At 71.7% G+C, this 22,976-nt stretch carries 20 protein-coding genes; 5 read left to right on the top strand and 15 right to left on the bottom strand.

The window, feature by feature from the left end; all coding sequences use genetic code 11:
• Positions 1 to 12: 12 nt before the first annotated feature.
• Together ASF94_RS17360 and ASF94_RS17355 are read right to left on the bottom strand one after the other, a co-directional pair.
• A complete protein-coding gene (locus ASF94_RS17360) occupies positions 13 to 1,053 on the bottom strand; it encodes a 4-hydroxythreonine-4-phosphate dehydrogenase PdxA (RefSeq protein WP_056669281.1) in 1,041 nt (346 codons plus the stop codon).
• Between the two features lies 1 nt (position 1,054).
• Complete coding sequence (locus ASF94_RS17355) at positions 1,055 to 2,020, bottom strand: tripartite tricarboxylate transporter substrate binding protein (protein WP_056669280.1); 966 nt, start codon at positions 2,018 to 2,020, stop codon at positions 1,055 to 1,057.
• Between the two features lie 170 nt (positions 2,021 to 2,190).
• On the opposite strand from ASF94_RS17355, the gene ASF94_RS17350 reads away from it, so the two are divergent.
• The gene (locus ASF94_RS17350; RefSeq protein ID WP_082493386.1) at positions 2,191 to 3,132 is read left to right on the top strand and encodes a LysR substrate-binding domain-containing protein; all 942 of its coding nucleotides are present in this window, start codon (positions 2,191 to 2,193) and stop codon (positions 3,130 to 3,132) included.
• Here the strand turns inward: ASF94_RS17350 and ASF94_RS17345 are convergent.
• From ASF94_RS17345 to ASF94_RS17335, 3 genes are all read right to left on the bottom strand, one after another.
• Positions 3,122 to 4,567, bottom strand: coding sequence for a DUF1501 domain-containing protein (locus ASF94_RS17345; protein ID WP_056669275.1), 1,446 nt, complete (start codon positions 4,565 to 4,567; stop codon positions 3,122 to 3,124). The two genes, ASF94_RS17350 and ASF94_RS17345, sit on opposite strands and share 11 nt — an antisense overlap.
• A 22-nt stretch (positions 4,568 to 4,589) precedes the next feature.
• A complete protein-coding gene (locus tag ASF94_RS17340) occupies positions 4,590 to 6,599 on the bottom strand; it encodes a DUF1800 family protein (protein ID WP_056669272.1) in 2,010 nt (669 codons plus the stop codon).
• 262 nt (positions 6,600 to 6,861) lie between these two features.
• On the bottom strand, positions 6,862 to 8,802 hold the full coding sequence (locus ASF94_RS17335; RefSeq protein WP_056669268.1) for a methyl-accepting chemotaxis protein: 1,941 nt from the start codon (positions 8,800 to 8,802) through the stop codon (positions 6,862 to 6,864).
• Between the two features lie 450 nt (positions 8,803 to 9,252).
• Here ASF94_RS17335 and ASF94_RS17330 point away from each other — a divergent pair, with 450 nt between their 5' ends.
• Positions 9,253 to 10,197 carry an EamA family transporter gene (locus tag ASF94_RS17330; protein WP_056669267.1) on the top strand — a complete coding sequence of 315 codons (945 nt, stop codon included), beginning with the start codon at positions 9,253 to 9,255 and terminating at the stop codon, positions 10,195 to 10,197.
• An 85-nt stretch (positions 10,198 to 10,282) separates the two neighbouring features.
• On the opposite strand, the gene ASF94_RS17325 is transcribed toward ASF94_RS17330, so the two are convergent.
• From ASF94_RS17325 to pyrF, 4 genes are all read right to left on the bottom strand, one after another.
• Entirely contained in the window at positions 10,283 to 11,308 is a 1,026-nt protein-coding gene (locus ASF94_RS17325; RefSeq protein ID WP_056669266.1) for a succinylglutamate desuccinylase/aspartoacylase family protein, read from the bottom strand.
• Between the two features lie 6 nt (positions 11,309 to 11,314).
• Positions 11,315 to 12,349: a tripartite tricarboxylate transporter substrate binding protein gene (locus ASF94_RS17320; protein WP_056669261.1), complete on the bottom strand. Its 1,035-nt coding sequence runs from the start codon at positions 12,347 to 12,349 to the stop codon at positions 11,315 to 11,317.
• A gap of 247 nt (positions 12,350 to 12,596) precedes the next feature.
• On the bottom strand, positions 12,597 to 13,514 hold the full coding sequence (locus ASF94_RS17315; RefSeq protein WP_056669260.1) for a LysR family transcriptional regulator: 918 nt from the start codon (positions 13,512 to 13,514) through the stop codon (positions 12,597 to 12,599).
• 24 nt (positions 13,515 to 13,538) lie between these two features.
• Positions 13,539 to 14,363, bottom strand: coding sequence for an orotidine-5'-phosphate decarboxylase (pyrF, locus tag ASF94_RS17310; protein WP_056669446.1), 825 nt, complete (start codon positions 14,361 to 14,363; stop codon positions 13,539 to 13,541).
• Between the two features lie 207 nt (positions 14,364 to 14,570).
• Here pyrF and ASF94_RS17305 point away from each other — a divergent pair, with 207 nt between their 5' ends.
• Complete coding sequence (locus tag ASF94_RS17305; RefSeq protein WP_056669254.1) at positions 14,571 to 15,173, top strand: exopolysaccharide biosynthesis protein; 603 nt, start codon at positions 14,571 to 14,573, stop codon at positions 15,171 to 15,173.
• 130 nt (positions 15,174 to 15,303) lie between these two features.
• On the opposite strand, the gene ASF94_RS17300 is transcribed toward ASF94_RS17305, so the two are convergent.
• From ASF94_RS17300 to def, 6 genes are all read right to left on the bottom strand, one after another.
• On the bottom strand, positions 15,304 to 16,497 hold the full coding sequence (locus ASF94_RS17300) for a phosphoglycerate kinase (RefSeq protein WP_056669444.1): 1,194 nt from the start codon (positions 16,495 to 16,497) through the stop codon (positions 15,304 to 15,306).
• Between the two features lie 81 nt (positions 16,498 to 16,578).
• Complete coding sequence (locus tag ASF94_RS17295; protein WP_056669252.1) at positions 16,579 to 16,926, bottom strand: AzlD domain-containing protein; 348 nt, start codon at positions 16,924 to 16,926, stop codon at positions 16,579 to 16,581.
• Positions 16,923 to 17,750: an AzlC family ABC transporter permease gene (locus ASF94_RS17290; protein WP_056669249.1), complete on the bottom strand. Its 828-nt coding sequence runs from the start codon at positions 17,748 to 17,750 to the stop codon at positions 16,923 to 16,925. Before ASF94_RS17290 ends, ASF94_RS17295 begins: the two co-directional genes overlap by 4 nt.
• Positions 17,747 to 18,820 (bottom strand): methionyl-tRNA formyltransferase, encoded by a 1,074-nt coding sequence (locus ASF94_RS17285; RefSeq protein WP_056669247.1) that lies wholly within the window; start codon positions 18,818 to 18,820, stop codon positions 17,747 to 17,749. Before ASF94_RS17285 ends, ASF94_RS17290 begins: the two co-directional genes overlap by 4 nt.
• 85 nt (positions 18,821 to 18,905) lie before the next feature.
• Positions 18,906 to 19,457, bottom strand: coding sequence for a hypothetical protein (locus tag ASF94_RS17280; protein WP_235505415.1), 552 nt, complete (start codon positions 19,455 to 19,457; stop codon positions 18,906 to 18,908).
• Complete coding sequence (gene def, locus ASF94_RS17275; protein WP_056669245.1) at positions 19,454 to 19,966, bottom strand: peptide deformylase; 513 nt, start codon at positions 19,964 to 19,966, stop codon at positions 19,454 to 19,456. The genes ASF94_RS17280 and def overlap by 4 nt, the downstream gene beginning before the upstream one ends.
• Positions 19,967 to 20,175: 209 nt before the next feature.
• On the opposite strand from def, the gene ASF94_RS17270 reads away from it, so the two are divergent.
• On the top strand, positions 20,176 to 21,390 hold the full coding sequence (locus ASF94_RS17270) for a LysM peptidoglycan-binding domain-containing protein (protein ID WP_082493385.1): 1,215 nt from the start codon (positions 20,176 to 20,178) through the stop codon (positions 21,388 to 21,390).
• Positions 21,391 to 21,494: 104 nt separating this feature from the next.
• Positions 21,495 to 22,775: a DNA-processing protein DprA gene (dprA, locus tag ASF94_RS17265; protein WP_056669437.1), complete on the top strand. Its 1,281-nt coding sequence runs from the start codon at positions 21,495 to 21,497 to the stop codon at positions 22,773 to 22,775.
• Positions 22,776 to 22,976: the final 201 nt, after the last annotated feature.

Raw genomic sequence — 22,976 nt, 5'->3', positions numbered from 1 at the left:
CTGGGGTGTTGACTAGGCGGTCGCGCGCTGCGCAGTGCCCATGCGGCAGGCGATCAGGAAGGCCTGCCAGGTCGCTTCCACGCTGGCCTTGCCCTGGCCCGCGATGTCGTAGGCCGTGCCGTGCGCCGGCGTGGTGATGGGGATGGGCAGGCCGCCCTGCACGGTCACGCCGCGCGAGAAGCCCAGCAGCTTGATGGCGATCTGTCCCTGGTCGTGGTACATGGTCACGATGGCCTGGTAGTCGCCGGCCTGGGCCTTCAGGAAGATGGTGTCGGCCGGGAAGGGGCCGTGGAAGGGGGCGGGCGTCGGCCACTCGCGGGCCTGCAGCGCCTGCACCGCCGGGGCGATGATGTCCACTTCCTCGCGGCCGCAGGTGCCGCCGTCGCCGCCGTGCGGGTTGAGTGCGGCGATGGCCACCTTCGGCTCGGCGACGCCGCTGGCGCGCAGCGAGCGGTAGATCAGTTCGGCCGCCTGCTCGATGCGCTCCACGCTCAGGTACTGCGTCACGTCCTTGAGCGGCACATGCGACGAGATGCGCGAGGTCCACAGCCCGCCCAGCGTGTTGAATTCGCAGAAGTAGCCCTGCACGCCCAGGTATTGGGCGAAGTGGTGCAGCTCGTCCTCGTGGCGCATGCCGCCCAGCTTCATGGCCTGCTTGTTGAGCGGCGCGAAGCAGATGGCGTCGATCTCGCCGGCCTGGGCGGCGTCCATGCAGAGGTCGAGCACCTGCAGCACCGAGCGGCCGCCTGCCGCCTCGGCGCGGCTGCGGTGCACGTCGGCCTGCGCCACCGTGTCCTTGCGCAGGAAGGCCGGGCGGAGGGTGCCGGTGCGGCCGCGCACCTCGGCCAGCGCGGCGACGGGCTCGGTGGCCACCTGCACGCCGGCGATGCGCTGGCCTTCTTCCCACAGCCAGGCGTCGCCCACCAGCACGATGTTGGCGTGCTGGGTGGCCTCGGGCCGCGACAGCAGGCGGGCGATGAGTTCGGGGCCGATGCCGGCGGGATCGCCGAGCGTCAGGGCCACCACGGGCAGGGTGGAGTTCGTCGTAGTCATGTCAGTCGATGCGGATGTTGTTCTTGCGGATGAGCTGGCCGTAGCGTTGGTACTCGGCGTTGTGGAAGGCGGTGAAATCGGCCTGGCTCATCGGCTTCAGTTCCGCGCCCACGGCGCCCAGGCGGGTCTGGGTCTCAGGCATGGCGATGACCTGATTGACCGCGTCGTTGACGCGCTGCTGGATGGCCTTGGGGGTGGTCGCGGGCATGTAGATGCCGTACCAGGCAGCGATGTCCACCTGCGGCAGGCCGGCCTCCGCCATGGTGGGCACCTGGGGCAGCTGCGGGTTGCGCTGCGGTGTGGTCACGGCCAGGGCGCGCATCTTGCCGTTCTTGATCTGGCCGATCACCGACGGCATGGTGTCGAAGCTCATCTGCACCTGACCGCCCACCAGGTCCACCAGGGCGGCGCTGCTGCCCTTGTAGGGCACGTGGGTGAGGTCGATGCCTGCCGCGTCCTTGAAGGTTTCGGCGGCGATGTGCTGCGTGCTGCCGGTGCCGCTGCTGGCGTAGTTGATGCGCCCGGGCTCCTTCTTCGCCAGCGCCACCAGTTCCTTGACGGACTGCGCCGGCAGGCCGTTGGTGGCGACCAGCACGTTGGGCACGGCGCCCACGTAGGCCACCGGCACCAGATCCTTGTTGCTGTCGTAGTTCAGCTTGAGCAGGTGCGGCGCGATGGCGTGGGCCGTGACCACGCCCATGAGCAGGGTGTGGCCGTCGGTGGCCTTTGCGGTGGCATCGGCCGCCAGGGTGTTCGATGCACCGGGCCGGTTCTCCACCACCACGGGCTGCTTGAGCATGGGGCCCAGCCGGTCGGCCACGGCGCGCGCCATGGCGTCGGTGCCGCCGCCAGCGGACGAACCCACCAGAATGCGCACGGGGCGGGAAGGCCACTCCTGGGCGTGGACGGCCAGCGGGGCCAGCAGGGCGGCCAGAGCCAGCCCGCTCACAGAGGTACGGCGCAGCATGTCTTTTGTCTCCTTGATGTTTTTCCGATGCCTTCTTCGTGCGTGTCGCGGCATTCGTTGGGGGGCATCCTAGGGACCGGGATTGCTTCCGTAAAATGAAATGAACTGATGAATTGATTGCCATGGGTTATCAAATGCAAGCACGACGCGACGCGCCTTTGCCCGTTCCCATGCCCCTGCTCAACCGCCTGCGCATGCGCCAGGTCGCGTTGATGCTGGCCATCGAGGCGCGGGGAACCCTGCACGCGGCTGCGGCGGACCTGGGCATGACCCAGCCCGCGGCGACCAAGATGCTTCACGAGCTGGAAGATGCCCTCGGCCATGCGCTGTTCGACCGCGCAGGCCGGGGCCTGCAGGTGAATGCGGCCGGCCGCTGCGTGACGCAGTACTTCCGCGGCATGCGCGGCGGCGTCGAGGCCATGCGGCGGGAGCTGGATGCGCTGCACCTGGGCAGCGCGGGCAAGCTGTTCGTGGGCTGCATCATGGCCGCGGCGCCAGAGGTCCTGAGCGATGCGCTGGTGCGGCTGAAGACGGCCTATCCGCTGCTGACCGTGGAGATCGCGGTGGACACCAGCAACCGCCTCATGGAGCGGCTGCGCGAAGGGCGGCTGGACGTCGTCATCGGCCGCATGCCGGGCCGCAGCGGCGGCGACTGCAGCTTTCGTCCTCTGGCAGAAGAGGTGCTGTCGGTGGTGGTGGCCACCGATCACCCCTTGGCTCGGCGCCGTTCATTGCGCTTCGCCGAACTGCTGGGCTACCCGTGGATCCTGCAGCCCGCCGGCAGCCCCATGCGCGACGTGCTGGAGCAGGAGTTCGCCATGCACCACCAGCCGCTGCCGGGCGGCCTGATCGAGACCGCGTCCATCCTCACCACCACCAACCTCATCGCGCGCAGCAGCATGGTGGCCGTCATTCCGGCCTCCATTGCGCTGCGCTACCAGCGCCATGGCCTGCTGCACGTGCTGCCTTACACCGTGCGCAACCGGCTGGCGGCCTACGGCAGCGTGGTGCGGCTCGACCGGCCCGCGCCGGCCGCGCTGCAGCACTTCCTCAAGCTGCTGCACGAAGCGCCCGCCAGCGCGGGTGCCCCAGGCGAGGCCCTCACCCCATGAACCCCAGGTCGGTGGGATAGGCCGAGCCGCCGAAGTTGCCGATGTGCGGCAGCACGCCCGCCAGCTCGCCCGGGGCCACGCCGAACCAGCGCGCCAGCGTGGCGGCGTACTGGTCCACGGCGGTGCTGGGCAAGAGGCGCCCCTGGCCCACGTGCCACTGGTCTTCGCTGCCGCTGCCGTTGCCCACGCTGATGGGCGGCGGCGTGCCGTAGAAGGCCGCGCCGCGCACCGCGCCGCCCACGACGAAGTGGTGGTTGCCCCAGCCGTGGTCGGAGCCGTCGCCGTTCGACGTCAGCGTGCGGCCGAAGTCCGACGCGGTGAAGGCGGTGACCTTGTCGGCCACGCCCAGCTCGGCGGTGGCGTTGTAGAAGGCCGTCATGGCGCTGCTCACCCGGTCCAGCAGCACCGGCTGGTTGGCGATCAGGTTGTCGTGCAGGTCGAACCCGCCCAGCGAGACGAAGAACACCTGCCGCCGCGTGCCCAGAGCGCCGCGTGCGGCGATCAGCCGCGCCACCACCTTGAGCTGGTCGGCCAGCGAATTGTTGGTGGGGAAGGCGGTGGACAGCTGGGCGCCGGCCAGCGCGGCGGTGATCTGCCCTTCCGCGCCGAGGGAGCGCTGCGTGACGCGGGCATATTCCGCTTCCATTGCGTGGCTGCCGGCCGACTGCACCAGCTCGGCAAGCAGGCCGCGCACGGCGGCCGAGCCGTAGACGTTGCCCTTCACGGCGTTGATGGGCACCGCGCCGCCGGGGCTGATCTGGTACTGCAGGGCCTGGTCGCCCGCCAGGAACACGGTGTTGCCGGTGGCCGAGATGCAGGTGAAGAGCGAATTTGCGTTGGAGGACAGCGCCAGGTCCCCCAGGTTGCCGCCCCAGCCCACCGAGGAGCCCTCGGCCCCCTGGGACTGCCAGACCGACTGCTGGTCGTTGTGCGAGAAGAGCTTCGGGGGGGCGGGGTAGTTGCGCCGGTCGCCGCTCGCGTACTGCGCGCGCGTGATCGGCGCCACCAGCGGCCCCACGTTCAGCTGCACCGCCGCGCGGCCGGCGTTGAAGAGGCCGGCCATGCCGGTCATGGCGGGGTGCAGCGCGTACTGCAGCCCGCCCGCCAGGGCCGTGCCCGGCTGCAGCACCGTGCCGCCCAGCGCGGCGCGCGCCAGGGCGATGCCGCCGGCCGTGCCGTCGCTGTTGCCGCCGCGAATGGCCGAATACTGCGCGTAGCGGGCGCCGTCGTAGGGCACCACGGTGTTGGCGTAGTCGCAGCCGCCGTAGAGGAACACGCAGACCAGCGCCTTGTAGTCGCTGGCCTCGAAGGCGGCGGCCTCGCCCAGGGCGGCCAGGTTGAGGGCGAAGGGCAGGGCGGTGCCGGTGGCGGCCAGTTGGGCGCTGCGGCGCAGGAAGGCGCGGCGCGTGTGGCGGGCGGGGTCGATGAAGTTCATGGCGGGTTCTTTGTCGAGGCGGTCACTTCTGCACCAGGTATTCGGGGCTGGCCATTACCAGCAGCACGGCGGCGGCCACGCGGTTGAGCTGCACGGCGGCCGTGCTGGTGGCCGTGACCGGCGTGGCGTTGAGCGCGGCCACGATGCGCGCCTGCGTGGCGGCGGAGACCTGTCCCGCCGACAGCAGCAGCGCCACCTTGCGCACCAGTGCGGCGGCGTCGGCCGCCAGCGGCAGCAGGTTGGCGTAGCTGCAGGTGATGTCGAAGCCGTTGGCCGCGTTGCTGGCGTTCTGCGGCAGGTCGGGCGCATTGACGTAGTAGCCCGAGCGGATGGCGTTCTGCATGAAGTTCAGATAGCCGCTGACGCTGGTCTCGGTGACGATCTGGAATTCCGGCGCCACCTGGCCCGCCGTGGCCAGGGCGGTGGAGGGCGGCACGTAGCCCGGACGGAAGAAGTTGAACACCGAGCCGGCGCGCAGCGGGCTCTGGCCCAGGCGCGCGGCCGGGTCGCTCAGGTCGCCGATCTTCCAGCTGCCGCGAGCGGACTGCAGCCCGAAGGTGCGGCCCCACTGCACGAAGCGCACCATGGGCTCGCGCAGGCGGCCGAACTGCGGGCTGGCCAGCCCGCCAGCGCCGCGTGCCTCCGGGTCCAGCAGCACGGCGGCGACCACCGCGCGCAAATCGCCCCGCGTGCCGCTGCCGTTGTCGGCGAAGGTGGCGGCCACGCGGCCCACGTAGGCCGGGCTGGGGTTGCTGGTCACCAGCCGCTGGATCAGCTGCCGGCCGATGAACGGGCCCACGTTGGGGTGGTTGAAGAGCGTGTCCAGCGCCGCTTTCAGCGCCGCGTCGCCGGCCGTGCCCGCGCCCACGGTGGTGCCCAGGAAGCTGGCCGCCAGCGCGGAATGCCGGGCGCCGTTGAACGCCATGGGCAGCAGCGCCTGCTGCAGGCCCGTCACCGTGGTGCCGCCCAGGGCGGTGGGCTGGTTCTGGCGCGTGTCGTAGTCGTAGCCGGTGAAGACGCGCGCCAGGTTGCTGACATCGGCGGCGGAATAGGTGTCGATGCGATTGCCGCTCGCGTCCCGCTGCTCGGTGCCGTCAGGGTTGAGGCGATAGAGGCCCACGGTAAAGAGCTGCATCACCTCGCGGGCATAGTTCTCGTCGGGCTGGCGGCCGGTGCGGGCGTCTTCCTTCTGGTTGCCGCGCGTGCTGAGGTAGACGCCCATCGCCGGGCTCAGGGTGACGGCCTCCAGCAGCGCGCGGAAGTTGCCGAAGGCATGCTGGTTCAGCACGTCCCAGTAGCCCGAGGCCAGGAAGATGCGCCAGGGCTGCTCCAGCCCGGTGATGGACACCACCATGATCTCCGAGAGCGCCAGCGCCACGCGCTTGCGCACCGCGTCGCGCTCGGTGAAGAGCTGGCTCCAGAGCATGAAGTCGGCCGGGTAGGCAGCGTTGTCGTAGCGCGTGTCGGCCGCCGCCACGCCGTAGCCGCGCTGCATCAGCCAGGCCGTGCCGGTGGTGCCGACGGGCTGGGCGAACTGCTCGGCCAGCCACCGGCCGTAGCCCTTGGCCCGCAGCGCGGCGATGTCGTCGTCGGTGGCGGAGAACTGCGCCTGCAGCAGGAAGCGCACGGCTTCCTCGTCGCTGGCGGGCGTGGCGGTGGTGCCGGAGCCCGTGCCCGTGCCGGCCCCGGAACCGCTCCCGCTGCCCGTGGCTGAACCCCCGCCCGCGCCGCTGCCAGCGCCTGCACCGCTTCCGCTTGTACTCCCCGCACCCGCACCCGCACCCGCGCCGGCACCGGCTGCTGCCCCGGAGCCCGCGCCCGCGCCCGCGTCCGCATCACCCCCGCCGCCGCCACCTCCGCAGGCCACCAGCAGGGCAGACGCCAGCGCGGCGGCCAGGCCCGGTGCCGCCGGCGCGGCGCCCGGGCGATGGCGGTCAGCATGGGCCGGCTGCGCGCTGGCGAGAGAGGAATCCGCGGGCGCGCGGCAGGGCAGCTGCGCCGTGGAGGCGTCAGCCGAGGGGATGGGGTGCATGGTGGGCTTTCAGGCGGGACGATGGGATGCGGCAGTGGCGCAGCCCCGGGCGCCCGGCAAGGGCGCTGTCAGGCTTTTCGGACAAGCCCGCCCGGCTTGTAGCCCCAATGCGTGTCAAGACGTTACCTGGCGAGCCGCAATCCTGCCCGCAGCCGCCGTTCGCCTGATGCCCGATTGCCCTCCAGCGCTTGTTCCATCGAAGGATGGTGCTATCAATATAATAGCGATTGACGGTTCGGAAAAACGGGCGCGTCGGTCGCTGCTAGGCGGCGCCCAGCCGGAAGACGGCCGCCGCCTGCACCAGTTCGTCCGCCTGGGTGCGCAGGCTGGCGGCCGCGGCCGCCATTTCCTCGACCAGGGCGGCGTTCTGCTGGGTGGCCTGGTCCATCTGCATGACGGCCTCGCCCACCTGGGCCACGCCCTGGCTCTGTTCCTGGCTGGCGGCGCTGATCCCGCCCATGATGTCGGTCACCCGGCGCACGGCCGAGACGACCTCCTCCATCGTGCTGCCGGCGCTGGCCACCAGCGTGTTGCCCTGCTCCACCGCCTGCACGCTGGAGCCGATCAGCGCCTTGATCTCGCGCGCCGCCTCCGCCGAGCGGCCGGCCAGCGAACGCACCTCGCCCGCCACCACCGCGAAGCCCCGGCCCTGCTCGCCGGCGCGGGCGGCCTCCACGGCGGCGTTCAGCGCCAGGATGTTGGTCTGGAAGGCGATGGAGTCGATCACGCCGATGATGTCGGCGATCTTGCCGGACGCGGCGTGGATGCCCTGCATGGTCTGCACCACGCGGGCCACCGCCTCGCCGCCCTGCGCGGCCACGTCGCTGGCGCGGCCCGCCAGCTGGCTGGCCTGGCGGGCGCTGTCGGCGTTCTGGCGCACGGTGGCGGTCATCTGTTCCATCGACGCGGCGGTTTCCTCCAGCGCGCTGGCCTGGGCCTCGGTGCGGGCCGACAGATCGTGGTTGCCCTGGGCGATCTCGGCGCTGGCCGTGGCCACGCCCTCGGCACCGCCGCGCACGCCGGCCACCACCAGAGTGAGCTGCGCTCGCATGCGCAGCAGCGCGGCGATCAACCGGCCCACCTCGTCATCGCCATGCGCCACCGGCGGGCCCGACAGGTCGCCGCGCGCCACCTCGTCCGCCAGCGCCACGGCCTGGGCCAGCGGGCGGGTGACCGATCGCACGAACAGCGCCATCAGCCCCGTGGCCAGCGCCACCATGCCCGCCAGCAGCAGGGCCTGCCAGAGCAGGGTGCGCTGCAGCCGGGCGATGCGTCCGTCCAGCTGCTTTTGCAGGCTGTCCATGGCGAGGGTGTTGAGTGCGTAGAGCGCGTCGATGGCGCGCGTGAAGGTATCGAAGTATTCCTGGGGCGAGCGGCTGGGCAGCTCGCCGGCCGGCAGGTCGATCAGCGCGCGGTCGGCCAGCTGCAGCGCTTCGCTCACCTGCGACTGCAGCGCGCGGGTGGGCGCCTGCATGGCGGCGGCGAAGGCCGGGTCGGCGGTGAACGCACGGTCCAGCCCGCGCATGGTGTCGCCCTGCAGCTCCTGCACCCGTTCGCGCAGGCCCAGCAGCACGCCGCGGCCTTGCGGGGGCAGCTCCTTCTGCCCCAGAAAGCCCGAGCCCTGCGCGCGCATCACGCCCAGCTTTTCGCCCAGCAGCGGTGCGCTCACCAGGGTGGCCTGGATCAGCGCCTGCGTCGCGGCGTTCGGCTCCAGCTGCAGGCCGTAGGCGTGCCGCAGCTCCTCGCCGGTCAGCAGCAGCGCAGTGATGAGCGCCGTGTGCTGCGCCGTGCTCTGCGCAGGCGCCAGGCTGCGCGCCGCCACGGCCGGCTCCAGCGCCTGCCAGGTCTGGCGTGCCTGTTGCCAGGCCTGGGCCTGGGCGGCGGGCACGCCGGCGTCGGCAAAGCGGGCGCTGCCGGCTTCGAAGGCCTGGTGGACGGCGTCGCGGGCGGCCGGGCGTCGAGCCCCCAGGGTGTCGTTGCCGCCCAGCATGCCGGCGGACAGGCCCCGGTGCACCTGCAGTCCTTGCACCGCCTTGTGCAGCGCCAGCAGGGGCGGTCCGCCCTGCGCTTCCTCGCGGGCATGGCCCATCGCGTCCAGCGAGCGCGACACGAAGAGCGCGGTGGGCACCGCGCTGGTCAGCAGGCCGAGCAGGCCCAGGAGCAGGAACTTGGAGAGGATGGGCAGGTGGGCGAGTCGGGCCATGGCGGGGTGGAACTGGTTCAGGAAAGGAAGCCGGCCTGGGGGCGATGGCGGCAGGTCGGCCGGTTCGCCCTCGCGACTCGGGGGCGTTTCGGCCACGGGCCCTGGTGGGGCCAGCCCGGCCCGAGCGGGCCGAAATGGGCTGGCAGGCATGGGGCCCCGAAGGCGGCGGTGGAGGTCAGGCGGCACGGGCTGCATGGCATCCGGCCGACCTGTAACTCAATGTAGCAACGGCCGGGCCGCAGCCGTTTGATGCATGTCAAGAACGCGCGGGCTGCAGGACGGCGGTGTCTGCGGAATAATTCCTGCTCCCCGCCCCACGGCCCGCCGGGCCGCCACGCTCCCCCTTCCTTCACGTCGCCGCTCTCGCGTCGCCGTGCCGCTGCCCATGCCCTGTCTCACCGCCTGCTCGCCCGTTCCGAACCGCTCCGCGCCCCCCTGCCGGAGCCGGCCATGAACCGCGCCGCGCCCGCGCCGCTGCCCACGCGCGACCTGGTGGCCGCGCTGGTGGTGGTCGCCATCTGGGGCGTCAACTTCGTGGTGATGAAGTGGGGGCTGCGCTATTTCACGCCGTTCCAGCTGGGGGCCGCACGCTACCTGTGCGCGGCGCTGCCGCTGGTGTTCTTCGTGCGGCCGCCGGCCGTGCACTGGCGCTGGGTGCTGCTCTACGGCCTGTTCCAGGGCGTGGGCCAGTTCGGCATGGTGTTCCTGGCGCTGCACGTGGGCCTGACGGCGGCGCTGGCCAGCGTGCTGGTGCAGACGCAGGTGTTCTTCACCGCGCTCTGGGCCTTTTTGCTGCTGCACGAGCGGCCCGGCCGGCCGCTGGTGATCGGCATGGGGCTGGCGGCCATCGGGCTCGCGTGCTTCGGGCTGCACTTCACCTCACCGGGAGCCAGCGCGGGCGACGTGACGGTGCTGGGCGTGGGCCTGGCGCTCTGCGGTGCGTCGTCGTGGGCGGCGTCCAACATCGTGGTGCGGCGCGCACAGCAGCAGTCGCCGGGCTACGACCCGCTGGCCTTCGTCGGCTGGAGCTGTCTGGTGCCCATCCTGCCGTTCATCGCGCTGTCGGCCTGGGCCGACGCCGACGCCGCCCGCTGGCTGCAGCCGGCCACCTGGGCCGCGCTGCCCCTGGCGGGCTGGGGCGCGGCGCTGTTCCTGGGCTGGGTGGCCACCATCGGCGGCTACGGGCTCTGGACTTTGCTGCTGACGCGCCACCCCGCCAACCGCGTGGCCCCGTTCAGCCTGGGCGTGCCGGTGGTGGGGCTGACGGCCGGCACGCTGGTGCTGGGCGAGGTGATCTCGCCCTGGCAATGGGCGGGCGTGGCCTTCGTGGTGATGGCGCTGGCCTGCGTGGTGCTGGGGCCGCGCTGGGTGGCGGCGCGGGGCCGCCGTGGCTGATTGTTGAGGTGTTTTCGGCCGCTGGCGCCGATGGATCAAGCGCCGGCAGCTATTGAAACAATAGCAGATCGCGTGGCGCCAGCGATCAGAGCGGCGAGCGCCGGGCGAAGCGCACCACCGTCACACCCGCGCGGGCCTGGCGGGTGGAGGGCATGACCAGCACGCAGTCGTCGTACGGCGTGGTCACCGGCTCGCCGCCGCCGCCTTGCGCCTCGGCGGCGCTGGCGGCGTTCCAGCCGATCACCGTGCCGGCGCGGGCGATCACCTCCAGCCCGGTGAAGGGCTCGGAGAACCGGAAGTGCTCGCTTTGCGCCACCACCGGGCCGGTGACTTCCAGCGCCCATTGCACGGGAGCGTCGGGCTGGCGCCAGCCGGGCAGCAGGCGCTCGGCCTCGGCGGCCTGCAGGGTGCCGGCCGCCACCAGGAAGCGCACGCACTGGTCCTGCGCCACGCCGCGGCTGGCCGGGTCGCCGTGGAAGCCGCATTCGATCAGCAGCGAGCAGGCGTCACCGGCTTCGCCACCCGCCGCACCATCCGGCAGGCCGAAGCGGCCGTAGTCGCGCATGCGGGTGCCGTCCTTGTGGCCGGCGTCGATCACCACATGCGCCGGAGCGCCCAGGGTGCGGGCCAGCGCGCGGTTGCGCGGCGGCATGCCGGTGAGCGACAGCGGCGCGCAGGGCTCGTGCATGGAATGCAGGTCCAGCAGCCAGTCGGCCTGTTGCACGAAGGGGCGCAGCGCGGCGGCGCGGCGGCGTTCCTGCGTGTCGCCCGCGTCGATGCGGTCGTCGCTCCACTGGCGGTTCATGTCCTGGTCGACGAAGCGCGAGGCGTCGTGGTTTGCCGCATCGAAGCGGTCGAACGCGGCCAGGTTGCAGAACGCCAGCGTCAGCGTGCCGGCCTGCGGGCGCACGCCGGCCTCCAGCAGGCCCTTGAGCGCCCAGGCGCCGCACAGCTCGTTGCCGTGCACCAGGGCGCTGATCATCACGTGGCGGCCGGGCCGGCCACTGTCGAATTGCCAGACGCCTTCGGTGCCGGTGTTGCCGGCGCGCCAGGCGGCGATGTCGGGCGCGGGCAGGGCGAAGTGCAGGGCGGGTGCAGCAGCTGCGGTCATGCGGGCTTACTCCTCGATCTTCGCGAACTGCACGATCTTCTGGTACTTGGCCACCTCGGCGGCGATGTACTTGTCGGCATCCACCGTGGGCGACGACACCACCGAGCCGGCGGCTTCCATCTTCTTGCGGAATTCGGGCGACTGCAGCGTCTCGTTCAGCGCCTTCTTCAGCTTGTCGTACACCGGCGCGGGCAGCTTGGCCGGGGCCATCAGCGCGAACCAGATGTTGATGTCCACGTTCTTGAACTGGGGCGATTCGGCCAGCGCCGGGATGTCGGGCGTGATGGCCGAGCGCTTGGCCTCGGTCGTGCCGAGGGCCACCACCTTGCCGCTCTTGATGTGCGGCAGGCCGCTGGAGAGCACGAACACGCCGAACTCCAGGTTGTTGCCCAGCAGGTCGTTGGTGAGCGGCGCCACGCCGCGGTAGGGGATGTGCGTCATGAACAGCTTGCCCTGTTCCTTGACCATCTCGCCGGTCAGGTGCAGCGCCGTGCCCACGCCCGAGCTGCCGTAGCTGAACTTGCCGGGGTTGGCCGACACCTTCTGCACGAACTCGGCCGCGTTCTTCACACCGGCGCCGGGCGAGGCCACCAGCACCATCGGCTGCGTGCCCACCAGCCCGATGGCGGTGAAATCCTTGACGTCGTACTTGACCTTCTTGGTCACCAGCTTGTTGATGGCGATCTCGTTGCTGGCGCCGACCAGCAGCGTGTAGCCGTCGGCCGGGGCGCTGGCCACCTTCTGCGCACCGATGGCGCCGCCCGCGCCGCCGATGTTCTCGATCACCACCGGCTGGCCCAGGCGGTTGGCGAGCTCGGTGCCCACCAGCCGGCCCATCAGGTCGGTACTGCCGCCCGCCGGGTAGCCCACCACGATGGTGATCGGCTTGACCGGGTAGGCACCCGCAGCCGGCTGCTGCGCCAGCGCGGCGGGTGCGGCAGCGGCCAGCAGCAGCGCTGCGGCGGCACCCGCGACCAGCGCGTGGCGGCGTGCGGCGAAGGCCACGCGGGAAGAGGAGAAGGGAGCGAGGTTGGGGCGCATGGGGGTTTCCGTGAAGGGGAAGGCGATGCGGCCGATTGTGCGAAGGGGTGCGCCGCAACATGGTGCCGAAACGGCACGGGCTGGTGCTGTTTGCGCAGGGGAACGGCGGTCCCGCCCGTTCCGTGCCGGCTTGTGGAAAACGCCTCGTCCGGGGCGGCTGGCTGATCCTTCCGGCGGCTCGCGGCGTCCGGGTTCACGGTGACGGAGAACCGGATTGCTGATGGGAACCCGAGCGGGGCCCAGCCCCTCAACGCCGCGCCATCTGCGCCCAGAGCGCCTCGGCCAGCGGCCCCAGCCGGCGCTTGGGGCGATACATGCGCACGTCGAACCGGATCTCCATGCGCTTGTCGCCGGCCAGGGCCAGCCGGCCCGCCTGGGTTTCGGCATGCGCCATGGACCACGGCAGCCACGTCACGCCCAGCCCGCGCAGCGCATATTCCAGGTGCGCGTCGGGCGAATCGCATTCCACCAGCTGCTTCAGGCGCGGGGCGGCCCGGTGGTTGGCCAGATGGTCTTCCACCAGCCGGCCCAGCGCCAGGCTGCGGCTGTAGGCGATGTAGGGCACGGCGGCGGCGGCTGCTGCGTCGCTGCCGGCCGCGCCGAAGCGGAACACCGGCGCGCCCGAGGCGTCGGCGCGGGCCAGCGGCACCAGCCGGTCGGTCGCCACGGTCAGGTGCGCGAACTGGCGCGCGTCCAGCGGCACCACCAGCGTGGGGTGGTGGTAGATGAGGGAGAAGTCGGCCTCGCCGCGCTGCAGCTCATCGACGGCCGCCGCCAGCGAACGCGTGATGATGCGCAGCTCGCCGTCGCCCAGCTGCGGGCGCAGGCGCACCAGCAGGTCGGCCACCACGGTGCGCGACAGCGTGCGGCCCGTGGCCAGCGTGACGGTGCGGGCCTGGCGTCCGGCAATGGCCTGCAGCTCGCCGTGCGACTGCGCGAGGTTGCGCGCCATCTGCCCGGCCGTTTCGACGAACGCCTGGCCGGCGGGCGTGAGCCGCACCGGCCCGCCGCCATCGCGCTCGACCAGCGGCGTGCCGGCCCAGGCTTCCAGCGCGCGGATGCGGCGGCCGAAGGCGGGATGGGTGACATGGCGCAGCTCGGCCGCGCGGGTGAAGCTGCGCTCCGCCGCCAGCACCAGGAAGTCGTCCAGCCACTTCAGCTGCATGGGCGGCGGTGCGCGGGTGGACGCCTAGCGCCGTGCGGCGTTGAGCGCGTCGCGCGTGGCTTCGGCCGCCGTGCGCGCGGCGGCGGCGAAGTCGGCGCCTGCCGAGGCATACAGCACCGCACGCGACGAACTGACGATGATCGGCCCGTCGCTGCGCAGCCCGGCGCGCACGGTGGCCGCCGCGTCGCCGCCCTGCGCGCCCACGCCGGGGATCAGCAGCGGCACGGTGGGCGCCAGGGCGCGCACGCGTTCGATCTCGGCCGGGTAGGTGGCGCCCACCACCAGTCCCAGCTGGCCATTGGTGTTCCAGGGGCCCTGCGCCAGCCGGGCGATGTGTTCGTACAGCAGCGGCTGGCCGTCCACGCTGGCCAGGCGCTGCGCCTGCAGGTCGTCGCCGCCGGGGTTGGAGGTGCGGCACAGCAGGATGGCGCCCTTGCCGTGGTAGGCCAGGTAGGGCGCGATGGAGTCGAAGCCCATGAAGGGCGAGAGCGTCACCGCGTCGGCGCCGTAGCGCTCGAAGGCCTCGCGGGCGTACTGCTCGGCGGTCGAGCCGATGTCGCCGCGCTTGGCATCGAGGATCACCGGCACCTGCGGCGCCGTGGCGCGCATGTGGCGCATCAGCCGTTCGAGCTGGTCTTCGGCGCTGTGCGCGGCGAAGTAGGCGATCTGCGGCTTGAAGGCGTTGACCAGGTGGGCCGTGGCATCGACGATGGCCGCGCAGAAGTCGTAGATCTTGCTGGCGTCGCCCCGCAGGTGGTCGGGAAAGCGCTGCGGTTCCGGGTCCAGTCCCACGCACAGCAGGGAATCGTTCTGCGCGGTCGCGCCGCGCAGCTTGTCGGTGAAAGTCATGCGCAAATTGTAGGGGCCGCCTGCCGTGGCAACCGCTGCGCCCGCCGGGCGGTGGGCCTGCGGCACGCGGGGGTTTGCGGCAGGCGGCGGGCCGGTGGTCGGCAGAATGGCCGCCATGCCCTTCAGCCCCCTGCGCCGCGCCCCATTCGCCCAGCACCGCCGGGGCTGCCCGCGCCGCCTGCGCCGCCCGCGCCGTCAGTGCACGCCATGCTGAGCGCGCTGCTGGCCTCGCTCATCGACGAGATCGAGCGCACGCCGGGCGACAGCGTCACCCTGCGCACGATGATCGAGCGCAGCGGGCGCGAGGGCATGCTGCTGGTCTGCGCGCTGGCCACGCTGCCGTTCCTTATTCCGGTGTCGATCCCGGGCGTGTCCACCGTCTTCGGCGCGGCCATCGTGCTGCTGGCCGGCGCCCTCTTCATGAACCGCCTGCCCTGGCTGCCGCGCCGCGTGCTCGACCGCCCGCTCGACACCGCCCGGCTGGTGCCGGTGCTGCGCAAGGGCGCGGGCCTGGTGGGCCGCGTCGACCACTGGCTGCGGCCCCGCTGGCCGGCGATGACGGCCGGTGCGCTGCGCCGCCTGAACTGCGCGGCTATCGTCTTCGGCGGCCTGCTGCTGATGGCGCCCCTGGGGCCCATTCCGTTTTCCAACACCGCGCCGGCCGTGGGCATCCTGCTGCTGGCCGTGGGGCTGCTGCAGCGCGACGGCCTGTTCGTGCTGCTGGGCTATCTGGGCCTGGGCTTGAGCGTGGCGTATTTCGGCGTGCTGGGCTATCTGGCCTGGACGGGCGGCACCTACCTCTTCGGCTGAAGGCGTCCTCTCGCACCACCGCCATGCAAGAAGCCCGCAGGCGCAGGCCGTGCGGGCTTCTTTTTTTTTGGATAGCAGCCTGCGCTAATGGATCAGGCGCTGCAGGCCGATCGGGCCTGAATTTCCGGGCTCAGCCGTTGGCGCGCTTCTGCAGGATCTCGAAGGCCGGCAGCGTCTTGCCTTCCAGCACTTCCAGGAAGGCGCCGCCGCCGGTGGAGATGTAGCCCACGTCCTTCTCGATGCCGTACTTGGCGATCGCGGCCAGCGTGTCGCCGCCGCCCGCGATGCTGAAGGCGGGCGATTCGGCGATCGCCTGGGCGATGGCCTTGGTGCCGTTCTCGAACGCCGCGAACTCGAACACGCCCACCGGGCCGTTCCAGACGATGGTGCCGGCGGCCTTGAGCTGCGCGGCCAGTCGCTGGGCGGTCTCGGGGCCAATGTCCAGGATCAGGTCGTCGTCGGCCACGTCGGTGGCGGCCTTGACGGTGGCCGGCGCGTCGGCGGCGAAGGTCTTGGCGACCACCACGTCGGTGGGGATCGGCACCTCGGCGCCGCGCGCCTTCATGGCCTCGATCACGGCGGTGGCCTCGCCCAGCAGGTCGGGCTCGGCCAGGCTCTTGCCGATCTTGAGGCCTGCCGCCAGCATGAAGGTGTTGGCGATGCCGCCGCCCACGATCAGGCCGTCCACGTTCTTGGCCAGGCTTTGCAGGATGGTCAGCTTGGTGCTCACCTTGCTGCCCGCCACGATGGCGACCAGCGGGCGCTTCGGCGCGGCCAGCGCCTGGGTGATGGCGTCGATCTCGGCCGACAGCAGCGGACCGGCGCAGGCCACCTTCGCGTATTCGGCGATGCCGTAGGTCGTGCCCTCGGCGCGGTGCGCGGTGCCGAAGGCGTCGTTGACGTAGATGTCGCAGAGCTGCGCCATCTTCTGCGCCAATTCAGGCTGGTTCTTCTTCTCGCCGGGGTTCACGCGGCAGTTCTCCAGCATCACGACCTGGCCGGGCTGCACCTGCACGCCGTCCACCCAGTCGGCGACCAGCGGCACTTCACGGCCCAGCAACTCGCCCAGGCGCTGGGCGACCGGCGCCAGCGAGTCGGCGGTGGTGAGCGTGCCTTCGGTCGGGCGACCCAGGTGGCTGGTGACCATCACGGCGGCGCCGGCGTCCAGCGCCATCTGGATGCAGGGCACCGATGCGCGGATGCGCGTGTCTTCGGTGATGCGGCCGTCGTCGCCTTGCGGCACGTTCAGGTCGGCACGGATGAACACGCGTTGGCCGCGGGCCTGGCCCTGGGCGCAGAGATCGGAGAAGCGAAGGATGTGCATGGAGTCGGCGAGGTTGGGGAAGCGGAAGCGCCGCATTCTAGGCGGTGCCTTCCGGCAAAGCCGCCCCCCGCCCGCCGCCGTCTACCAGCCCCAGCCGATGTGCAGCGGCAGGTACACCGCCATCCCGATCACGATGGTGCCCAGGATGTCGCGCCGCCAGAAGTAATAGGCTGCGGCGCAGAGCGCGCCCGGCAGGCGGGCGTCGCGCAGGGTGTGGATGAATTCGCCCTGGGTCATGAACAGCTCGGGCGCGATCACCGCCGTGAGCGCGGCCAGCGGGGCGTATTTGAGCCCGCGCTTGAGCCAGTCGGGCATGGCCAGTTCGCGCTCCGGAATCATGAAGAACGAGCGCGAGATGAGCGTGATGACGCCCAGCCCGAGGAAGGCGATGGTGGGCTCCACCCACGACCAGTCGAAGCTCCAGCTCATGGGTGGCGCTCCTCGCGCAGCGGCACGTCGCCCTGCTCCACGCGCTCGCGTTCGGCCGGCGGCAGTGCGCCGTCCGCCGGCACCAGCAGCACCTGGGGCTTGCGGCGCAGGTGGCGGTCCGCCGCTTCGATCAGCAGGCCGGCCGTCACGGCGGCGGCAATGGCCACCAGGATGTTGAGCTTGAGCGGCAGCGCGAAGGCGGCGATGGCCGCCGTGGCCGCCACCGCGGCGGCGATCCAGCTGGCCCGGTCGAACAGCATCGAGAGCAGCACGCCCAGCAGCGCCAGCACGCCCGCGAAGCCCAGGCCCCAGGAGAGCGGCACCGTGTTGGCCAGCAGGATGCCGGTGATGGTGGGCACCTGCCAGCACAGCCAGTTGAGCGAGGCCGCGCCCCAGAAGTAGGGCACCTGCTCGGGCCGGGGCTCCTGCTGGGGAAAGCGCTTCATGAACGCGACGAAGATCACGTCGCCGCTGAAGTACCCCACCGCCAGCCGCTGGCGCCGCGGCAGCGGGTGGAAGTAGTTGCGCCACATGCTGCTGAAGATGATGAAGCGCAGGTTCACGCACGAAGCCGTGAGCCACACCACCCAGAGCGGCGCGCCCACCGCCATCAGCGGCAGCACGGCCAGCTGAGCGCTGCCCGCATAGACGACCAGGGACATGAAGATCGCCATGGGCGCGGACAGCCCCGTCTTGACCATGGCCACGCCGGTTACCAGCCCCCAGGCGCCGATGCCCAGGGAGGTGGCCAGCATGTCCTTCAGCCCCCAGCGGAAAGCCGGGTCGCGCACGGTGGTGCGCACGGCGGCCACGGCGGTGTTCATGCGGCGGCGCCTTCCGCCGGTGCCTCCGGCGTGCCCAGCATCTGGCCGGCCGCGAGCGGGAAGCCGCGCAGGAAGTCCGCCGCCGCCAGCCGCTTGCCGCCAGCGCGCTGCAGCAACGTCAGGCGCAGTGCGCCATCGCCTGTGGCGATGGCAATGCCAGAAGAATCTATGGACAGAATCCGGCCCGGGCGCTCATCGTTGCAGCGCACGCCGCTATCGATTTCATAGTTCCACAGCTTGACGGCTTCGCCACCCGCGATGGTGCTGGCGCCTGGGAAGGGGTCGAAAGCGCGAATGCGCCGGCCGATCACCTCGGCCGGGAGCGACCAGTCGATGGTGCTCTCGGCCTTGTCGATCTTGTGCGCGTAGGTCACGCCCTCGGCCGGCTGGGGCTCAGGGCGCAGGCCGCCGCAGGCCGCCAGCTCCAGCGCCTCCACGATCATGCGGCCGCCCAGGTCGGCCAGGCGGTCGTGCAGCGTGGCGGTGGTGTCCGTCGGCGCGATGGCGGTGCGCTCCATCAGCAGCATGTCGCCGGTGTCCAGGCCGGCGTCCATCTGCATGATGGTCACGCCGGTTTCGGCATCGCCCGCCTCGATGGCGCGGTGGATGGGCGCGGCGCCGCGCCAGCGCGGCAGCAGGCTGGCGTGGATGTTCAGGCAGCCCAGGCCGTGGGCCCCCACGCTCCCCGCGGTGCGTGATTCGCTGCCCCCCTGGGGGGCCTTCGCGCCTTCGCGCGGCCGTGCGGCGCTCATCAGGTCCAGCACCCACTGCGGCAGGATGAGGCCGTAGGCGGCGACCACCATCACGTCCGCCCCGGCGGCCCGCAGCGCATCGCGGGCGGCAGCGGCTTCTTCGGGGAACTTGCCGTCCAGCCGCAGGCTGCGTGGCTGGGCGACGGCGATGCCGTGGTCCAGCGCACATTGCTTGACCGGCGACGCCTGCAGCTTCATGCCCCGGCCGGCTGGCCGGTCGGGCTGGGTGAGCACCAGCGGGACGGTGAAGCCGGCGTCCAGCAGGCGCTGCAGGGCGACACGGGCGAAATCCGGCGTACCGGCGAAAACGATCTTCATGGAGCGGGTCGAAACGGGGCCAAAACGGACCGCGCCGCCCGGCGCCGTGGGTCGGCGGGGCGGCAGCGGCCGGAGAGCGGAAAAATCAGAACGAACGGTCGTCGTCGGACAACAGTTCGTCGGTGAACATGACGCGGCGCACCACGCCAGCGGGGTCGATATGCACATGCGCCAGGCGGCGCAGGTTGATGTCGGCGATGAAGCGGTAGGTCCACACATCGCCGTCGAAGCTGTACACCCGGTCGATGCGCATGGGCGGGCCGAAGTTGGCGCGTACGTCGACAGCGGTCCACTGGTTGATCGGAATGCCGGCCAGCCGCTCGAACGTCATCACCTGCTCGGTGCGTGCCACGCGGCCCGAGCCGTCCAGATCGACGTGGTACACGTAGAACCCCATGGGGCCGGTGCTGTAGACCAGGCGCTCGCCGCCGCCGGCCAGCGGAGTGGCGGTGAAGGGGGTGCCCAGCTGCGCCAGCACCGCCTTGCGGGGCGTGCCGGCCGCGAGCGACGAGGGGCCGGCGGCGCAGCCCGCCAGCAGCACGAGCGCGGTCAGCGCCGCAAGCAGCGACCACAGGGCGTGCGCCGGCCACTGCAGCCGGTGCGCGGGCCGTGGGTGGCAGCCTGCGCCGTCCGTCATGCGCGCTGGTCCTCGCGCTGCTGCTTGACCAGCTTGGTCTTGATGCGGTTGCGCTTCAGGGGGGAGAGATATTCGACGAACACCTTGCCCAGCAGGTGGTCCATCTCGTGCTGCACGCACACGGCCAGCAGGCCGTCGGCCTCGATCACGCGCGGCTGGCCTTCGCGGTCCAGCGCGCGCACGTGCACGGCTGCGGCACGCTCCACGCCGTCGTAGATGCCCGGCACCGACAGGCAACCCTCGTCGCCCGTCACACGCTCGGGGCTGGACCAGACGATCTCGGGGTTAATGAGCACCAGGGGCTCGTCATGCTTTTCGGACACGTCGATGACGACGATGCGCTCGTGCACGTCCACCTGCGTGGCCGCCAGCCCGATGCCCTGCGCGTCGTACATGGTGGCGAGCATGTCGTCCAGCAGGGCGCGCACGCGGTCATCCACCTGCTGCACGGGCTTTGCCACCTTGTGCAGACGGGGGTCGGGGTATCGAAGGATGGGAAGAATGGCCATGGCGGAACGAAAATATGTCGCTATTTTCGCCACTTTCTGGCAGGCGCGCGGATCGCCTCTCAATAATCGTTGCCCCTGGAAGGGCTTGCGCAGAGAATCTCCAACGGTTTTGAATATCGCGGGGCCTGTTGCAAGCGTCACAGAACGTCACGCGAGCCGCCCCCGCCGAACGAGGTCTGGCTATCCCAATGCAACACAAGAGGAACAACATGAGGGCACCCCTGCGCGCGCGCCGCACCGTGCTGGGCACGCTGGCTTTCCTGAGCGGATGCGCGTCCGTCCTTCCCGCGTGGGCACAGACTGCCTCGTATCCCGTCACCGGCGCGCAGCGCGCCACGGCCCAGCAGGTCGCCGCCCGCGGCGTGCCGCTGGCCGAGCTCTCGCCCAGCGCGCCCGACACCTATGTCGTCCAGCGCGGCGACACGCTCTGGGGCATCTCGGGCATGTACCTGCAGCGGCCCTGGCGCTGGCCCGAGCTGTGGGGCATGAACCTGCAGTCCATTCCCAACCCGCACCTCATCTACCCGGGCCAGACGCTCTACCTGGAAAAGGCCGACGGCTATGCGCGCCTGCGCACCAGCCGGGCCGGCAGCGGCGAGGGCGAGACGGTGCGCGTGTCGCCCCGCACGCGCTACGACAGCCTGGCCAACACGGCGCTGCCCACGCTGAAGCCCCACCTGATCGAGCCCTTCCTGGTCGAGCCGCTGGTGGTGGACGAACTCACCCTTTCGCAGGCGCCCCGCCTGGTGGCCACCACCGAAGAGCGCGTGCTGATGGCCAGCGGCGACCGCGCCTATGCGCTGGGCCCGCAGGGCAACCCGCTGGTGCTGGCGCCGCAGGTGCCGCGTGACTACCGCGTGTTCCGCAACGCCACCCCCATGAAGGACCCGGTCAGCGGAGAAATCCTGGGCTACGAGGCGCAGTACGTGGGCCGGGCCGAGCTGGTGCGCAGCCAGTCGGTCGAATCGACCCCCGACGGCAAGGGCGGCAACACGCTCGACGTCATCCCCGCCACGGTGGACCTGCGCGCCGCGAAGGAAGAGATCCGCGCTGGCGACCGCCTGCTGCCGGTGCCGCCGCCCGGCTACACCAGCTACACGCCCCGCGCCCCGCAGGTGCCGGTCGATGCGCGCGTGGTTTCGCTCTACGGCAGCACGGCCGTGGCCTATGCGGCGCAGAACCAGGTCATCGCCATCAACAAGGGCGCGCGCGACGGCGTCGAAGCCGGCCATGTGCTGACCGTGCTCACCCAGGGCCAGCGCATCAAGGACAAGACCGACGAGCAGCGCGCCACCATCCGCCTGCCCAGCGAAGCCAACGGCACGGCCATGGTGTTCCGCACCTTCGACCGCGTCTCGTACGTGCTGCTGCTGCAGGTCGAGCAGGGTGTGCGCGTGGGCGACCGGCTGGTCAACCCGCAGTAGTTATCGAGCGCAGCGCAGGGTGTAGCCACCACGGCGACCCGGGGCGACGCAACAAGCCAGAGCAGCGGGCCACGCTGCCGGATGCGGGGAGGGGAATGCAGGGCATGGATACCGAAGAACTCACCGCCTGGCTGCGGCTCACGCTCAGCACCGGCGTGGGCAACACGGCCGCGCGGCGCCTGCTGGCCGCCTTCGGCCTGCCGCAGGCCATCTTTCACCAGACCGAACAGGCCCTGCTGTCCTGCGTCACCCCCGCCCAGGCCCGCACGCTCTGCAGCGTGCCCGACGGCCTGGAGGCGCAGGTGCAGGCCACGCGGCAGTGGCTGGACGGCGGCGCCGACGCCGCGGCCCCGGCTGCCGGCAGCGATCCGGCGCCGGCGCGCGGCCTGCTCACGCTGGGCGATGCCGCGTATCCGCGCAGCCTGCTCGACACCGAAGACCCGCCACTGCTGCTGTACGTGACCGGTGCCCCGCGTTTTGTGCACGGCGACTGCGAGCCGTTTCCCGCCGCGCGCTGCCTGGCCATCGTCGGCAGCCGCAACCCCACGGCCCAGGGCGCCGACAACGCCTGCCAATTCGCCCGCGCGCTGCGCGCCGCCGGCTGCAGCATCGTCTCGGGCCTGGCGCTGGGCGTGGACGCCGCCGCGCACGAAGGCGCGCTGCAGGACGCGGGCGACCCCGCGCTGCCCGCCACCATCGCCGTCGTCGGCACCGGGCTGGACCGCGTCTACCCGCGCCGCAACCTGGACCTGGCGCGGCGCATCGCCCAGCACGGGCTGCTGGTCAGCGAATACCCGCTGGGCACGCCGCCGCTGCCCGCCAACTTCCCCAAGCGCAACCGCATCATCTCGGGACTGTCGCAAGGCACGCTGGTGGTGGAGGCAGCGCTGGCGTCCGGGTCGCTCATCACCGCCCGCATGGCCTCCGAGCAGGGCCGCGAGGTGTTCGCCATCCCCGGCTCCATCCACGCCCCGCAGTCCCGCGGCTGCCATGCGCTGATCCGCCAGGGTGCCAAGCTGGTCGAATCCGCGCAGGACGTGCTGGAAGAGCTGCGCATGCCGGCCGGCCCGACGGGACGGAGTGCGGATGCCGTCCCCAGCGGCCCACCTGCGGGCAACACGGCGGATGACCCGGCGGATGACCCGGCGACGGGCGACGGCAGTGGGGACGAGTCCTCCGGTGGCGCGCCCCCGGCCGCCGACAGCGCCAGCCCCTACGCCGACCTGCTGGCCGCGCTCGGCTTCGACCCCGTCGGCCTGGACACCTTGCAGGCCCGGACCGGCCGGGACACGGCCGGCCTGCAGGTGGCGCTGCTGGAACTGGAGCTGGAAGGCAGCGTGGCGCGGTTGCCGGGCGGGTGGTTCCAGCGGGTCGGGAGTGCCTGAGGCCATCGCCTGGGACGGGGCCGCCCGTGCGGCCAGCGCTGGCCGGCCCGCCAGGATGCCTCCAGTCGACCGTGCGCGAAGCGCGTCGGGTCTCTGCTTCGCTCCACCAGCCCGGGCACCGCGGCTGTCGGCCAGACGCGGGAGGAGTGCCGGCGCGGCCTGGCGGTGCTGCCTGATCCACCGCAGATCGTGGGGGCCGGC

The organism is Acidovorax sp. Leaf160, assembly GCF_001424265.1.
Lineage (GTDB): Bacteria > Pseudomonadota > Gammaproteobacteria > Burkholderiales > Burkholderiaceae_C > Paracidovorax.
This window is presented reverse-complemented; position numbering and strand designations above follow the sequence as displayed.